This is a genomic window from Mediterraneibacter hominis, assembly GCF_014287475.1.
Taxonomy (GTDB): Bacteria; Bacillota; Clostridia; order Lachnospirales; family Lachnospiraceae; genus Mediterraneibacter; species Mediterraneibacter hominis.
Map to the genome: position 1 here is coordinate 343196 of NZ_JACOPF010000001.1, position 16524 is coordinate 359719.

A 16524-nucleotide genomic window follows, 5' to 3' on the forward strand; every position below is an offset into this window, starting at 1 on the left:
AGTGGAATGATTTAAAGCAGGAGGAGAGAAAATGAGAAAGCGGATAACTGCCTTGCTATGTACAGCTATGCTCATGACAGGAATGTCTTTTCCAGTTTATGCAGAACAGGTAGGGGGAGAAGACATTTCTACGGGAACAAAACAGACAGAAGGAGAAGACGATCTCGGGGAGGAAAAACAAACAGAGGAGAAAGTCCTGTCCGAGGGAACAGAGCATACAGACATTTTGCCAATGCGAGACAGTGTGATAAAAGAAGAACTGGACGGAGAGTATGCCTATGTGGAGAGTCTGACAGTAGAGAAGATGACAGACGGAACGGGACCCTTTGAAGGGAATGACAATCCTGGCAATGACGCAAATGATCATAATAAGAGGGTACGAAGCTTTGACACAGTGACATACAATTTGAACTTTGTCACCCAAATATTAGATTCTTCTGAGGTAAGCTATGTAAAGTCAGGATATCTGGAATTTGAATTTCTTCTTCCATATACGTCGCAGGAAGCAGAATTTGTGACAGATTCGATGTCCTGGATGGAAAGCGGCTATACGCTTACCTCAGAAGAGATGCAGATTGGAGGGAAGACAAAGACCTGCCAGGTATTGCGGGGAAAATACCATATTCTTCCGTCTGCCTCTATTGAGAACGCGATTCCAGGGACAGGAAAGTTAAATGTAGTGGTGAAGGTACAGGCAATGCCGAACAATGCTGCCATGCAGCCAATCTTCCGGGTACGGCTGGAACATCAGCAGAAGGAACCGCAGGCAGAGGCGGTACCGGAGGAAGTAACGGTAAGCGCGGCGCCAAACTATAATGTAAAGATAGACGAGGTCCCAGGTTCCTCCCAGTCAAAGAAAACGGGTATATTTGATTTCAGTACAGGAAATGACAACGCCCAGGATAAAGAGGCCGGACAAGTGAGCGGGAGAATCAATACATATGGAGTCACGTTGCAGCTATATAGCGGCGAGGGAAAAGGGCTTAAGGGGATTGAGTTTCCGCAGGGAGAGATTACATTTGACTTAGTGCTGGAGAATTCCTTTTACTTAAAGGAAGAGGGCGCGGAAGAGATAGACGTCATGGAAAATTACGCGCCATTACTGTGGAGCTACGATATGAGCAGTGGTCAGCGCTTAGGAGCGGATGAAAGAGATCAAGGTGCGGCAGACAATGTCTTCAGACCCAGCCAAGCGGCTCCGTACAACGAGGGAAGCAATGAGCAGCAAGGCTACATAGCAAGCAGGTGCCATAAAGGAGGAAAGTGGCATGCCAAAAAGGAAGGCAATATCATTCATGTGACAGTGTCCGATTATCAGATCGACGTAGATTACTTTCCAATTATGAATATTGATGGTAGAGAGGGTACAGATGAGATTTACGGTACGCGAGAAGAGATTGAGAGGGGGTGTTTTTCAGCCGGGGAATTTTATTTTGTAGTGCCTTATAACAGCAGTGAGTCAGGAGACTATATTTTGGAGGATTCGTCTATTGTAGGAGACAAGGAGGTTGAAGGCGGGGACTTTGAAATTGTAGTCCGCTCGCGGAATTTAAAGGCGACTTCTGTCAGCGGACAGACATTGCCAGAGGACCCGGATGGCAATGAAAATCAGACGGACACGACAGATGATCGTGTCGTAAGTACGATGCCGCTGCGGCAGGCCGGCAATTACGACAATACTGTTCTGTGGTCTACGGATGAAAAGCAGGGTCTGTACGACGTAAACGGAAGAGGGGACGGAGAACTCGGTAGTTGCCTAAGAAACGGACTTGACTGGGCAGTTCCGGGACAGCGTCTGGCGATTTCATGGGCAATGGCGAATAAAGAAGGCGGAGATATCCCGAACAGGCTGGTGGCAGGGAAATCTCTGATGAAGTTTGAACCGGGTGGAGTGGAGCTCACAGGAGAGATACTCTACCGGACGGCATCTGTACAAGAGGCAGGGTATGAGGCAAATGTGTATTTTGCGGCGAAGGCAGACGGTACAGACTGGAAAAGTGAAACAGAACTGCGCGCGGCGGAAATAACAGACATGAAGTATTACCGTTCGTTAGAGGAGATCCCAGAGGGACATGTCTGCGTCGGGGCATTGTTTGAAGTATATCCAAAGGAGGGGGATCCAGACAATATTACGTACTATGACGGAGGCTCCTATCCTATGGCGTCTCTTCCCGTGACAGCCAGCACAGATGAGGAAGCGTTAAATCAGGTTTATATGGTGACAGTGACTTCCGCGATTTGGAGACTGGAAGATTACGTAAGTCTTAAAGATCCCATTCCAAGCCTGCTTGATAATGATCCACAAAATCCGACAGAACTTCCAAAAGCATCTGTATCGAAGCATGAAGGAAGCTATGTAAAAGTAGAATATGATGAGAATGGATATAAAAGCGGACACAGAGGGGATTACAAGGAGGGAGACTCTCTTTACATTATTGGGGAGCAAGCACAGATAAAAAAGAATGTAGCCCAGAAAAGTGATATAGGTGACGAAAAGCAGGTATATAATCTGGATAACGGGCAAAGAACAGTAGATTATGTACTTTACCCTGCGGTAAAAACAGCAATAACAGATCCGGCGGGAGATGTAGAAGAAGGAAAAAGGACAACGGCTGTTATCAAGGACAAACTGCCGGAAGGCCTGGAGTATATATATGGTTCCGCGTACCTGGGCGGAACTTACACGCAGAATCCAGAACCGGGGCGGCAGGGGACCGTGACAGACGGAGTCCGGATGGAACCGGAAATTACCAAAAATAAGGATGGCACGACAGAACTGGTCTGGATTATAGAGAATGTCGTTGTAGGTGGAACAATGGAACCAATCCATTTCAGCGCTTCGATTTACGCAGAGGCAGAGGACAGCCAGCCGTTTCTTAACACAGCGTCTATCACGAGTACGCTGGATATGAGAGAACAGGCAGCCTATAATGGCAATTACAGTGAAAAAGAAATTCGAGTTTCTAAGTTAGGGGCGCTTTCCCTTAATAAGTTTGTTGACGAGCCCATATATGAGCAGGGAGATAGTATTGGGTATTCGATTACAGTGGGAAATAACAGTGCAAATGATGCACCAAACCAGGTGATGCTGGATGTTCTGCCGCAAAACGAAGACGAAAAAGGAAGCAGCTTTACAGGAAATCTTACGGTTACGAAATGGCAGTTGGATAAAACACAGTCAAGCAACTGTGCAAGCTGGAACTTCTATTATACGAAAGATAAGAATGTAAGAGGAACAACATCAGAAGATTACACGGCGTCTGATTTTACGGATTGGTCTACTGAGACAGGAGGACAGACAATACAGTGGAAAAGAATTAGTCTTTCGCAGGATGGTACGCTTCCCGGGTTAGAAGGTGAAGCTGTGACCGCGGTAGCGGCTGTAGGAACGCTGAAAGGAAATGAAGCATACAAGGCGACTACACAGATGGCAGTTCCAGACGCGAAAGCGGGAGATAAACTAGTCAACAGCCTTTCTAACGGACCTAACGAAGTGGACGCGACGGCGTATATTTTAACCCGTTCCTTGAGCGGGACAGCCTGGCTGGATTTAAATCAGGACGGAATTCGTGACAGTGAAGAAGTAGGACTTTCGGGGATTACAGTAACTTTGCTGAAAGAAAATGGCGAGGGAGTTTATGAAACTGTACTGGGGGACGATAAGAAGCCTCTCATATGTAAGACGGACGACGGGGGAAAATATCAGTTTGAGGGTCTACATGTCGGAACTTATGGAGTGCGGTTTGGAACAGAGGAGGAAGTAAGCATATATAAGGCGTCAGAACCAAATAAGGATGGAGTGCCAGATTATATGGATTCGGACGGAATACCGGTAATGAAAGATGGAATGCTTACGTGTACGGAGATACGGGGAATAGAAATGCCCAAGAAAGAGGATATGAATACATATCTCTATGAATCTAGATATAATGACTCTGGATTTTATATGAATGTACTCAATCTTACTGTAGAAAAAGAAGTGACTGGAAATCTGGGAGATAAAGAAAAACTGTTTACTTTTGAAGTAATCCTGAAAAATCTAGAGGGAGCTCTGGTTGACAATATTTCATATCTTTGTCTGAAGGGTGAAACTGGAACGGAAATCTTTCAGACAGTCAGCTTGGAATTTGTGAAAGGAAAAGCGACATTTCAGTTGAAGGATGGGGAATATATCTGCATGCAAAAGATTCCTGCAAATTATGTATATGATATAAAAGAGATAGATGGGGAAACAGATGGGTACACGGTAACAATACCGGATAATGCCGCAGGAACACTCAAGGAGAATACGGTGGTACATTTTATAAATGAAAAAGAGACAACAGGAGATCTTGGTATTGGCATGACAAAAGTTCCTTTCATTCTACTGATAGCAGGGGCTGGTACTGGAGGATATGTCTGGAACCGCAGCAGAAAATCCCGAAACAGAAGAAAGTAGGAGTACACGACAAATGAGACAGAAAAAAGGCCAGTACAGGAAGAAAAACAGAGAAATAGAGAAAATGAAAAGGAAACCTGTAAAAGAAGGTGAAAAAGATACGGTACATGAAATAAAAGGACTGTATATTCGACTGGTGTATAAGATAGTAATAGGCTTTTTAGTATGTTGGATATTGTTTTTTGGAGTTTTTGGAATATTTACGGCAACAGACGAGAGTATGTATCCATATATTCGCGATGGAGATATTTTATTTTACTACCGTCTTGCACAGGACTACAGCCAAGACGATACAATTGTATATGAAGCAGAGAAAAACAAACTTATTGGACGTATTGTAGCGGGCGGAGGAGATACCGTAGACTTTACAGACGACGGATATCTGATGATAAACGGCAGTGTACAGCAGGAGGAATTCTTTTTTCCTGTGAACAGGGAGGAAGTGGAGGTGTACCTCCCCTGTATTGTGCCAGAAGACAGTGTATTTATTCTCTGCGATTACCGGACAGATGGAAAGGACAGCCGACAGTACGGTACGGTAGAAAAAACAGATATTTCTGGAAGGATTTTCACGTTGATACGGCGCAGAGGATTTTAAATACAGTAATATGTAAAATAGGAGGAAGAAACAATGAAGAAAAAAGGAAAAACATGGCTGAAGAGGTGGGGCGGAGGCGTGCTGGCATTTCTGATGTTGGCTGCGTTGGCTATTCCGTCGGTTTCGGCAAAGGCAGCAGGTACAGTGACAACAGGAGCACAGACAGGCGGTCAGATAAATATGACAAAGGTTCTGCAATTATCGCAAAAGGATGTTCCGGTTGATGAAGTATACAGGTTTTCAATGGCAAAAGGCACTGTGACGGATGCGCCGGAAGGAACGCAGGTTCCCGATATTACAAATGCGGAATTTACTCTGGGAGGAGAGGGATGGAAAGACGCTGCAGTGTCAGGGCAGCAGAGTCCCTTTACAAAGACTTTGACGGGAACATGGAATCCTGGAATTACCTTTTCCGAGATTGGAATATATACATACACTATTACTGAGACAGCAGGGACCAATACAGGGGTAACTTATGATAAATCTGAATATCAAGTGAAATATACAGTAGTCAGAGAGGAAAATGGAGGGCTTAAGATTCTTTCAACAGCTATTCGTCAGACAAAAGATAGTACAGGTGCAACAATGGAAGCAGTAAAAAAATCACCTGAATTCACAAATAAGAAGCAGACAGCGGATTTGAGAATTGATAAAGATGTTACTGGTTCTTTGGGAGACAAAACAAAAGAGTTTTCCTTCCAGCTGACAGTAAACGGAGATACTCCGCAAGGAACGTATACATATCAGATATATGAAAGCAACGGTACGCCTGCTTTAGGAAAAAGCGGCAATGTAAAAAGCGGTGAACAGACAGCATTTACTTTAAAAGACGGGCAGTACCTGGTAGTATCCTATCTGCCGGCAGGGACGAACTATTCGATTATAGAAAGTTCCGAAGGAATTACAGATTATACAACAACGATCGACAATAAGGGTACAAAAGGACAGGAAATTACAGGAAATGCGGAAAGAAAAGCGGAAGGAAGTATTACAGAAGGAGAAAATCAGATTACATTTACGAATAACAAAGAGGGTGAAGCAGATACAGGAATCTTCATGGATATTCTTCCATTCGCAGTTATTGTTCTGGCGGCGGTAGTCCTTTTGGCTGTTGTTGTAACTAGAAAAGTAAGAGGCAGAAGATAAACATGTATAACAAAAGGTGTATTCTGACGGCGGGAGGGAACCCTTTATGTGGTTTCTGAAAAAAGTGGGACGCATATGCAATACACTGATTGATGGAATTTTCGGTCTGTGCTTGTGCTGTTTGCTGCTGTATGGACTATATTCGCTTTGGGATATATACGAAGTATATCAAAACGCCGGACTTTCTAAAGAACTGGCACAGTATAAACCAGACAGAGAATCCCCGTATGAAGCGCTGCAAGAATTAATGCAGATAAATTCGGATGTATGTGCGTGGATTACGGTAGATGATACCGGCATTGATTATCCTGTCGTGCAGGGGAGAGACAATACGGAATATCTGAATCATGATATTTACGGAGAATATTTGCTTTCCGGAAGTATTTTCCTGGATTACCGGAATGACAGAAATTTTACAGACAGTTATTCACTTCTGTACGGACATCATATGAACGGTGGAAAAATGTTTGGAGATTTGGAAAAGTATAAAGAAGAGGCGTTTTTTTCCACCCACAGAAGTGGAATGTTATATCTGCCCAAACAGGCGTATGAAATTGAAATTTTTGCTTTTATAGACACGAATGCCCATGATAAATTGGTGTTTCGGCCAAATCAGACAACGTGGGAAAACCAGGGACAATTATTAGACTATATCGCAGAGAAAGCATTGTGGCGGACGGAAGAATATCCGCAAGGCGGAGAGAAAATTTTAGGAATGTCCACGTGTGATTCAGGAAATACAGACGGAAGATATGTGATATTTGCGAGGATTATAGACACTGTGGAAGGGGGAAAGGAAGATGCGGTGCACCAAGAAAGCGGGGAGATTTCTTCTCCTGCTTCTGATGATTAGCGCCTGTGTGATTCCGGCATCAGAAGTAAAAGCGCAGGCAGACAAGGCTGTAGCACAGATACCTGTAGAAAAACGGATTAACGGGGATATGCCGGATACAGAGCCTGCTTTTAGTATTCAGATTATACCAGAGAAAGAAGAGTATCCTCTTCCAGAAGAAGGAACAGAGATTTTACTAAAGAATGGCGAGAAAGAACAGATTACTATTTCTTATACCCGCACGGGAGTTTATACCTATATATTATGTGAAAAACAAGGAAATCTGACAGGGTATACGTATGATAAAAGGCAGTACCGCTTAAAAGTAGAGGTACTGAATGCAGAGAATGGACTAAAAGCAGTGGTAAGTATACGAGAGATAGGAGATGTGACAGGGGAGAAGAAAGATGCAGCAGTATTTAACAATGAGTATCGTATTTCGGAAGCAGAAAAGGTAACAGATGAAAATGTTCAGACAGGAGACAAAACGAAACAAGGTTTAAGTATATGTATAGCGGTGGCGCTTTTTACCGCGGTAATTGCAGCAGGCTTGAAAAGATGGAACAGCCGATCGGGAAAATAGCCAGAAGAAATAAATAAGAACATAGAAAGAAGGGGCAGTCTGTTTTGATTAAAAAACAGGCTGCTTTTTAATAGAGTGAGCCGGAGAATGGCAGAAAAGGTAATTGCAAAATCCAGAAAAAACGGGTACAATAAGTACCGGAAGGCGAATCAATGTAAAGGAGAGAAAGATATGAGTAAAAAACCAACCGTATTGATGATATTAGATGGCTATGGATTAAATGATACAATGAAAGGAAATGCAGTTGCAGAAGGAAAAACACCGGTGATGGATTCCCTGATGGCAGAATATCCATTTGTAAAAGGAAATGCCAGTGGACTGGCAGTAGGGCTGCCGGAGGGACAGATGGGAAATTCAGAGGTAGGACACTTGAATATGGGAGCCGGAAGAATTGTATATCAAGAACTTACGAAAATTACGAAGTCCATACAGGATGGAGATTTTTTTGAGAACAGAGCATTAGTAGCAGCATGTGAAAATGTAAAGAAACAGGACTCTGCTCTACATTTAATGGGGCTTGTATCAGACGGAGGTGTACACAGTCATAATACACATATTTATGGACTTTTGGAACTGGCGAAAAGACAAGGGTTGAAAAAAGTATATGTACATTGCTTCCTGGATGGACGTGATACCCCTCCGGCTTCAGGAAAAGAATATGTAGAAGAACTAGAGGCGAAGATGGAAGAAATCGGCGTTGGGGAAGTGGCGACTGTCTCTGGGCGTTACTATGCGATGGACAGAGATAACCGTTGGGATCGCGTGGAGAGAGCATATAAGGCACTTGTAAAAGGAGAAGGTGTGAAAGCGGGTTCTGCTGTGGAAGGAATTCAGGCTTCTTACGATGCGGAAAAGACAGACGAATTTGTTGAGCCTATGGTAATTGAGAAAGAAGGAAAGCCAGTGGCAACTGTCAAAGATAATGATTCCATTATTTTCTTTAACTTCCGTCCAGATCGTGCAAGAGAACTTACAAGAACCTTCTGTGATGATGAATTTGAGGGATTTGACAGAGGAGCGCGGATCCAGACGACATTTGTCTGCTTTACAGAATATGATGTGACAATTGAAAATAAGATGGTTGCTTTTGTAAAAGAAAAAATAACCAATACATTTGGAGAATTTCTTGCTGCACATGGTTTAAAACAGGCACGAATCGCGGAGACAGAAAAGTATGCACATGTTACCTTTTTCTTTAATGGCGGCGTGGAGGAGCCAAATGAGGGAGAGGACAGGATTCTGGTGAAATCACCCAAGGTTGCGACTTACGATTTAAAACCAGAAATGAGCGCATACGAAGTGTGCGACAGACTGGTAGATGCGATCAAATCAGATAAATATGATGTCATCATTATTAATTTTGCAAATCCAGATATGGTAGGACATACAGGAGTAGAAGCAGCAGCTATCCAGGCGATAGAGGCAGTGGACAAGTGTGTAGGCAGAGCAGTAGAGGCAATTAAAGAAGTTGACGGACAGATGTTTATCTGTGCAGATCACGGAAATGCAGAACAATTGATTGACGAAGAGACTGGGGAGCCGTTTACGGCACACACTACAAATCCAGTGCCATTTATTATAGTAAATGCAGATTCATCATATAAACTCAGAGAGGGCGGGTGTCTTGCAGATATTGCCCCAACTTTAATTGAAATGATGGGAATGGAGCAGCCAGAAGAAATGACAGGAAAATCACTGTTGATACGATAATATTGACAGCAGGGATGCAATTTAGAAAGAGGAGTGCAGCGCCGGTGTGCTAAGAAGAGATTCTTTTAGTATACCGGCGTTTGAGTTGAAAAGGCAGGGTAGAAAAATGCGTGAAAAACTGACAAAAAATGATGTGAAAAAGATTCAGGAAGAAATAGAACATCGAAAATTGGTAGAAAGAAAAGAACTAATTGAGGCGGTTAAAGAGGCCAGGGCACATGGGGATCTAAGCGAGAATTTTGAATATCATGCGGCAAAAAAAGAAAAAAATCGAAACGAGAGTAGAATACGATATTTAGAAAAAATGCTAAAAACCGCAATAATTGTAGAGGATCAGTCGAAAGAAGATGAGGTCGGATTAAACAATACTGTGGAATTATACTGTGAGGATGATGCGGAAATAGAGACATACCGTTTGGTTACCTCAGTACGGGGAAGCTCTTTAAAAGGGCTTATCAGTATTGAGTCGCCGGTTGGAAAAGCAATTCTTGGGAAAAGAGAGGGAGAGCGCGTCTATGTAAAAGTGAATGAAAGCGCTGGGTATTATGTAGTAATTAAGAGAATTATAAAAACACAGGATGAGTCAGAAGATAAAATCCGAAGTTACTGATATATGAAATCATCTGTGCAGAAAGTGAGGAAGAGAATATGGGAATACAGTCAGTGATTTTTGACTTAGACGGTACACTCACAGACTCTGGACCGGGAATTTTAAACAGTGTGAATTATGCCCTCGAAAAAGCTGGAAGAAAACGAGAAGATTTAGAAAAAATCCGCGGCTTTATCGGCCCTCCGCTTGCAGAACAGTTTGAAAGATTCTGTGGGATTACAAGAGAAGAAAGCTTCCAGATGGTAGAATATTATCGTGAATATTACAGCACAAAGGGAATCTTCGAAAATCGGGTGTATGAGGGAATAGAAGAAGCATTGCAAAGCTTAACAGAGAAAGGACTTCAATTAATGATTGCGACTTCAAAACCAGAACATTTTGCAAAAATTATAGCAGAGCATTTTGGATTCGCAAAATATTTTTGTTTTATAGGCGGTGCATTATTAGACGGCAGACGGACAGATAAAACAGAAGTGATTGAATATGTACTAAGAAGTATGAAGATTCGTATGAGAAATGAAGCGGTGATGGTAGGCGATCGTTCCTATGATATGATCGGCGCTGCAAAGACAGGGATACATTCACTCGGAGTACTATATGGATATGGAAGCAGAGAAGAGCTTATAAATACTAAGGCAGAACGGATTGTGTCATGTCCAGAAGAAGTAGCGTCTGTGATTATAAAAAATGCAGATAACTGGATTTAACATAAAATTAGCATACAGAGAAGTATAATTTTAATATATTATCCTTACAATAAAATAAAACGATATTTAAAAAGAATTGTGAGGAAGATAAGATGTACAAAGGATTATGGAAATTAGCAGAACATTTCGTAAAAAAAGAAACGGCGGTATCCGTATATCTTACGATGCTTATTATAGCCTGGACTACATTGGTTATCCTTACAGGTGTGGCTATCTGTGGGATAAAAGGAAATAACATTGTAAAATGTCTGGCGGATATTACCTGCGCAGGGGTATATGCAGGCATCCTGTTAGGACTGTGCGGAGGACTTCTCTTTCTCCATAAAAATATCAAAATATAAAGTTAACGAAGCAACAAGCAGTGCGAAAAGAACAGGCAAACTCTGTGTCATGCTTGCATGTAAACAGAAGTTTGCCTGTTCTTTTCGCACTGCTTGTTGCTTCGTTAAATTTATATTCTAGTTCATATTTTTATTTGCTGTGGACAGCATGAGCTTGATTCTATTTAACTGGTTTACTTCACTGGCGCCTGGATCGAAGTCGATTGCTACTATATTGGATTTCGGGTATCGGCGCCGCAATTCTTTGATAACGCCTTTTCCTACTACATGGTTAGGCAGGCAGGCAAATGGCTGTGTACATACGATATTACCGGCTCCGCTGTGAATCAGTTCCAACATTTCACCCGTTAAGAACCAGCCCTCTCCAGTCTGATTTCCGATAGAAACAATTTCGGATGCCATTTTTGCTAAATCTTCTATATGCGCGGGCGGGGTAAAATGTTTACTTCTGGCAAATGTTTTAGAGGCAGGAGCACGGAACCATTCTACTGCCTTTATGCCTAAATTTCCTACCAACGCCTTGGACTTTTTCATGCCGAGATGGGATACCTTAAAGTTTTGGTTATAAAAGCAATAGAGTAAAAAGTCGATTAAATCGGGAACTACTGCCTCAGCACCTTCGTTTTCAAGCAAATCAACTAGGTGGTTATTTGCAGCGGGAAGGAATTTGACAAGAATCTCGCCAACAACTCCAACGCGGGGCTTTTTAATATCTAATGTTTCAATGTTATCAAAATCTGTAATTATATCTCGGCACAGTTTCTTGAACCGACGGCGAGAGGGATAGCCGACAGATACGAATTTTTTGCAGACCTCTGCCCATTTACGGTGGAGGGCATCAGTAGTGCCTGGTACGGCTTCATAAGGGCGCATTCGGTAAACGCATTTCATAAATATATCTCCAAATACAGCGGCGTAGACTCCGCGCAGAATCAGAGAAGGAGTAAGCTTAAAGCCAGGATTGCCTTCTAATCCGCTTAGGTTGATAGAGATGACTGGAATGTGTCCGTATCCGGCTTTCTTTAGCGCGCGCCGAATGAATCCGATATAGTTGGAAGCACGGCAGCCTCCGCCTGTCTGACTGATAATAACAGCAAGACGATCGGTGTCATACTTACCAGATAAGATTGCCTCCATAATCTGCCCAACTACCATTAGAGAAGGATAACAAGCATCATTGTTTACATATTTTAGACCTACATCTACCGCCTGCTTATTGTCGTTTGGAAGAACCTCCACTTTGTATCCTGCCGCCTTAAATGCCGGTTCTAAAAGCTCAAAGTGCATGGGGGACATCTGCGGGCAAAGGATCGTATGTGTTTTACGCATTTCTTTTGTAAATGGTATCTTTTCAATAGCAGAAGGATGAATTTCCCGTTTTGTTTTATGCTGTTCACGTACCCGAATTGCCGCGAGCAAAGAGCGTACACGAATTCGGGCAGCGCCGAGATTGTTGACCTCGTCGATTTTCAGGGTTGTATAAATTTTATCAGAGTTTGTCAATATTTCGGCAACCTGATCGGTGGTTACCGCGTCTAAGCCGCAGCCGAAAGAATTTAACTGAATGAGATCCAGATTTTCAGTTGTTTTTACATAGTTTGCCGCTGCATACAGACGGGAATGATACATCCATTGATCCATGACATTTAAAGGACGCTCTACCGGATTCAAATGGGAAATAGAATCCTCTGTCAGCACAGCTATATTATAAGAGTTTATCATTTCAGGGAGCCCATGATGCACTTCCGGATCAATATGATAAGGTCTGCCGGCAAGCACAATCCCCCGATTGCCAGTTTCATTCAGGAAACGAATCGTTTCCTCTCCTTTTTTACGCATGTCTTCACGGCAGGAAGCAAGCTCTGTCCATGCTGCGTGAACAGCAGATTTTACATTTTCCTCTGTAAGAGAAAATTTCTCTCCGAGTTCCTCTAACAACCGGTAAGAAATAGTATCTTCATTTTGGAAAGATAGAAACGGATGTATAAAATCGACTTCTCCGTGTACAATTGGATCCATATTATTTTTTATATTTTCTGGATAGGAAGTGACGATGGGACAGTTGTAATGGTTATTCGCCTCTTTAAATTCATTTCTCTCATAGGGAATAGAGGGATAAAAAATATGCTTAATACCTTGGTTAATTAACCACTGTACATGCCCATGTGCGAGTTTTGCAGGGTAACATTCTGATTCACTGGGGATGGATTCAATTCCAAGCTCATATATTTTCCGCGTAGAAGCAGGAGAGAGTACAACACGGAAACCAAGCTTTGTGAAAAAGGTAAACCAGAACGGATAATTTTCATAGATATTCAAAACACGCGGAATTCCAATGGTTCCTTTTGGGGCTTCCTCTTCTTTAAGCGGGGTATAATCAAAATATCTGTGAAATTTGTAATCGAAGAGATTAGGGAGTGTGTTGGAGGCCTTCTCTTTTCCCAATCCGCGTTCACAGCGGTTTCCAGTAATAAACTTACGCCCGCCGCTGAAATGGTTGATTGTCAGACGGCAGTTATTTGTACATCCTTTGCATTTTGTCATTGTAGTGGAGTATTCGAGGCTTTCTATATCTTCGATGGAAAGCATAGTAGTGCCTTCACATTCTACGTAGCGTTCTCTGGCGATAAGCGCTGCGCCGAATGCCCCCATGATACCGGCAATATCTGGGCGGATAGCCTCACAGTCTGCAATTTTTTCAAAACTGCGAAGCACAGCATTGTTGTAAAAAGTACCGCCCTGTACAACGATATGATTTCCAAGCTCAGAAGCACTGGATACTTTAATGACCTTAAACAGGGCATTTTTGATAACAGAATAAGCAAGACCGGCGGAAATATCTGCAACAGAGGCTCCCTCTTTTTGTGCCTGTTTTACTTTGGAGTTCATAAATACGGTACAGCGTGTTCCAAGATCGATCGGATTTTGCGCATAGAGTGCTTCATGTGCGAACTCCTCTACACTGTAATTTAAGGATTTGGCAAAAGTCTCTATAAAAGATCCGCAGCCAGAGGAACACGCCTCATTTAGCTGTACGCTGTCTACAGTCTGGTTCTTAATTTTAATACATTTCATATCCTGACCGCCAATATCCAGAATACAGTCTACATCCGGTTCAAAAAAGGAAGCGGCATAGTAGTGTGATACGGTTTCAACCTCTCCTTCATCCAGAAGAAGGGCAGCTTTAATCAGAGCTTCTCCATATCCGGTAGAACAGGAATGAACAATCTCTACATCTTCGGGTAGCTGGCTGTATATGTCTTTGATTGCACGGATGGTAGTGCCCAGTGGATCGCCGTCATTATTGTGATAGAAAGAATAAAGAAGGGTGCCGTCCTCGCCTACAAGTGCGGCTTTTGTAGTAGTGGATCCGGCGTCAATTCCTAAAAATGCCTTTCCGTGATAAGAAGATAAATCTTTGACAGGTACTTGATGCTTTGCGTGACGTGAAGTGAATTCTTCGTAGTCTGCGGTAGTTGCAAATAGAGGTTCCATACGATCTACTTCAAATTCCATCTGGATTTTACCTTCCAGGCGTTTCTGCAGCGTCTGTAATTCAGCCTGACAGTCCTTTTTGGAATTTAGGGCAGAACCGATTGCAGCAAAAAGATGGGAATGATTTGGGGCAATTGTATGTTCTTCATCCAGCTTCAAAGTCCGGATAAATGCTTCTCTAAGCTCAGAGAGGAAGTGAAGAGGCCCTCCTAAAAACGCTACATGTCCGCGGATTGGCTTCCCGCAGGCAAGCCCACTGATTGTCTGGTTGACAACTGCCTGAAAAATAGAGGCGGCCAAGTCTTCCTTTGATGCGCCTTCATTGATAAGAGGCTGAATATCAGATTTTGCAAACACACCACAGCGCGCGGCGATTGAATAGAGCGCTTTATACTGTTTCGCATATTCGTTTAAACCGGAAGCATCTGTCTGAAGAAGGGATGCCATTTGGTCAATAAAAGAACCTGTTCCACCCGCACATACTCCATTCATACGCTGCTCTACATTACCGCCCTCAAAATAGATGATTTTCGCATCCTCGCCGCCTAATTCAATGGCCACATCTGTCTGCGGCGCATAGTCCTGTAATGCTGTGGAGACAGCAATGACTTCTTGTACAAAAGGAACATCAAGATGCTTGGCAAGTGTAAGTCCACCGGAACCAGTGATGACCGGAGAGACAGAAATTGGACCAAGCTTGTAAAGCGCGCGACTTAAAAGATCCGAAAGCGTTTCCTGGATGTTGGCAAAATGCCGTTCATAATCGGAGAATAGAACTTCATTATCTGTGTTTAAGACAGCAATCTTTACTGTCGTAGAACCAATATCAATTCCAAGAGTATGTAATTCATTTAAACCCATAAGTATAACCTCGTTTTCATTTAGTTTATGTCAGTTATTTCCTATTAAATGTGTTTTTTCATTTTACAACAATTTACATTATACGACAGGACGTGTAAAAAGACAATTGTAATTATTATGCGGGTTTACAAAATAATTCCAGAGGGTTATGGGGAATTTATATAAAGATAATGTTAAAAAGAATGAAAGTAGACAACAACTGTTTGACAAACAAGAAGCATAACGTTACAATTACTCATGGATATAAATATTTAAAAAGTAAGGAGTAAAAATTCTTGAACTGGCTGAACAAATTAGAACGAAAATTTGGACGTTTTGCAATTCCAAATCTGACTATGTATCTGCTGGCAGGTTATGTTATTGGGTTTGGAATTATGTATCTTATGCCTCAGATTATAGGCTGGATTACGCTGGAACCGGCGTTGATTTTAAGAGGACAGGTATGGAGACTTGTATCCTGGGTATTGATACCGCCTACTACGAATTTGATTTCTCTGGCGTTTTTAGTGCTGTTATACTATTCTCTTGGCACAGCTCTGGAGAGGGCATGGGGGACGTTCCGCTATAATGTATATATTTTTTCTGGTATCATTTTTACTGTTATTGCTACATTTGTCTTATATGGCGTGCTTTATGGAGTGTACGGATTCTCTGTGTCACTTTCCAGCGTGGGAATGATTAGCACAAACTATATTACTATGTCGATTTTCCTTGCCTTTGCTGCAATGTATCCAGATATGGAAATATTGCTGTACTTTATCCTGCCGATTAAGATGAAATGGATGGCGTTTGTGTATGCGGCGATGGCACTTTACTATTTTGTTATGGGAGGAATTGCGACAAAGGTGGCAGTGGGCGCATCACTTTTGAATTTTGTTATTTTTTTCCTTTCCAGCAGGAATTTAAAGCCTTATACGCCGAAAGAGAAGGCAAGAAAGGCAAAATTTAAGCAGCAGACGCGGCCTCATATGACATATGCAAATGGGGCAAGGCACCGCTGTGCTGTCTGTGGCCGTACGGAGCTGGATGATCCTACGTTGGAATTTCGGTTTTGTTCAAAATGTAATGGAAATTATGAATATTGCCAAGAACATTTATTTACGCATGAACATGTGAAATAAGTATATCTTAAAGGGTACCCCGCAATACATTCCCTTCGGGAAGGCGGGCTTCGCCCGATAAGGGATAGAAATTGAGTGAGAG

The 16524-nt window shown here is 42.5% G+C and carries 11 protein-coding genes; 10 read left to right on the plus strand and 1 reads right to left on the minus strand.

All coding sequences use genetic code 11. The features are described 5' to 3' along the window. The first annotated feature begins 31 nt into the window (after window positions 1–31). The 9 genes from H8S37_RS01570 to H8S37_RS01610 all read left to right on the plus strand — a co-directional run bounded on the left by H8S37_RS01570 (window position 32) and on the right by H8S37_RS01610 (window position 10965). Window positions 32–4438, plus strand: coding sequence for a DUF7601 domain-containing protein (locus tag H8S37_RS01570; protein ID WP_186874302.1), 4407 nt, complete (start codon window positions 32–34; stop codon window positions 4436–4438). Window positions 4439–4451: 13 nt separating this feature from the next. Continuing rightward, window positions 4452–5036, plus strand: a complete 585-nt coding sequence (gene lepB, locus H8S37_RS01575; RefSeq protein ID WP_186874303.1) for a signal peptidase I — start codon at window positions 4452–4454, stop codon at window positions 5034–5036. Between the two features lie 33 nt (window positions 5037–5069). Then, a complete protein-coding gene (locus H8S37_RS01580; RefSeq protein ID WP_186874304.1) occupies window positions 5070–6182 on the plus strand; it encodes a DUF7601 domain-containing protein in 1113 nt (370 codons plus the stop codon). Between the two features lie 46 nt (window positions 6183–6228). Beyond that, window positions 6229–7035, plus strand: coding sequence for a class B sortase (gene srtB / locus H8S37_RS01585; RefSeq protein WP_186874305.1), 807 nt, complete (start codon window positions 6229–6231; stop codon window positions 7033–7035). Further along, the gene (locus tag H8S37_RS01590) at window positions 6983–7597 is read left to right on the plus strand and encodes a Spy0128 family protein (protein ID WP_186874306.1); all 615 of its coding nucleotides are present in this window, start codon (window positions 6983–6985) and stop codon (window positions 7595–7597) included. The genes srtB and H8S37_RS01590 overlap by 53 nt, the downstream gene beginning before the upstream one ends. A 171-nt stretch (window positions 7598–7768) precedes the next feature. Beyond that, window positions 7769–9307, plus strand: a complete 1539-nt coding sequence (gpmI, locus tag H8S37_RS01595) for a 2,3-bisphosphoglycerate-independent phosphoglycerate mutase (RefSeq protein ID WP_186874307.1) — start codon at window positions 7769–7771, stop codon at window positions 9305–9307. 106 nt (window positions 9308–9413) lie between these two features. Continuing rightward, on the plus strand, window positions 9414–9917 hold the full coding sequence (locus H8S37_RS01600) for a GreA/GreB family elongation factor (RefSeq protein ID WP_186875732.1): 504 nt from the start codon (window positions 9414–9416) through the stop codon (window positions 9915–9917). Window positions 9918–9955: 38 nt separating this feature from the next. Further along, entirely contained in the window at window positions 9956–10624 is a 669-nt protein-coding gene (locus tag H8S37_RS01605) for an HAD hydrolase-like protein (protein WP_186874308.1), read from the plus strand. 92 nt (window positions 10625–10716) lie between these two features. After that, on the plus strand, window positions 10717–10965 hold the full coding sequence (locus H8S37_RS01610) for a hypothetical protein (protein ID WP_186874309.1): 249 nt from the start codon (window positions 10717–10719) through the stop codon (window positions 10963–10965). Between the two features lie 117 nt (window positions 10966–11082). Here H8S37_RS01610 and H8S37_RS01615 read toward each other — a convergent pair whose 3' ends face one another. After that, the gene (locus tag H8S37_RS01615; RefSeq protein ID WP_186874310.1) at window positions 11083–15321 is read right to left on the minus strand and encodes a 2-hydroxyacyl-CoA dehydratase; all 4239 of its coding nucleotides are present in this window, start codon (window positions 15319–15321) and stop codon (window positions 11083–11085) included. Window positions 15322–15596: 275 nt separating this feature from the next. Here H8S37_RS01615 and H8S37_RS01620 point away from each other — a divergent pair, with 275 nt between their 5' ends. Next, window positions 15597–16442: a rhomboid family intramembrane serine protease gene (locus tag H8S37_RS01620; RefSeq protein ID WP_186874311.1), complete on the plus strand. Its 846-nt coding sequence runs from the start codon at window positions 15597–15599 to the stop codon at window positions 16440–16442. The last annotated feature ends 82 nt before the right edge of the window (window positions 16443–16524 follow it).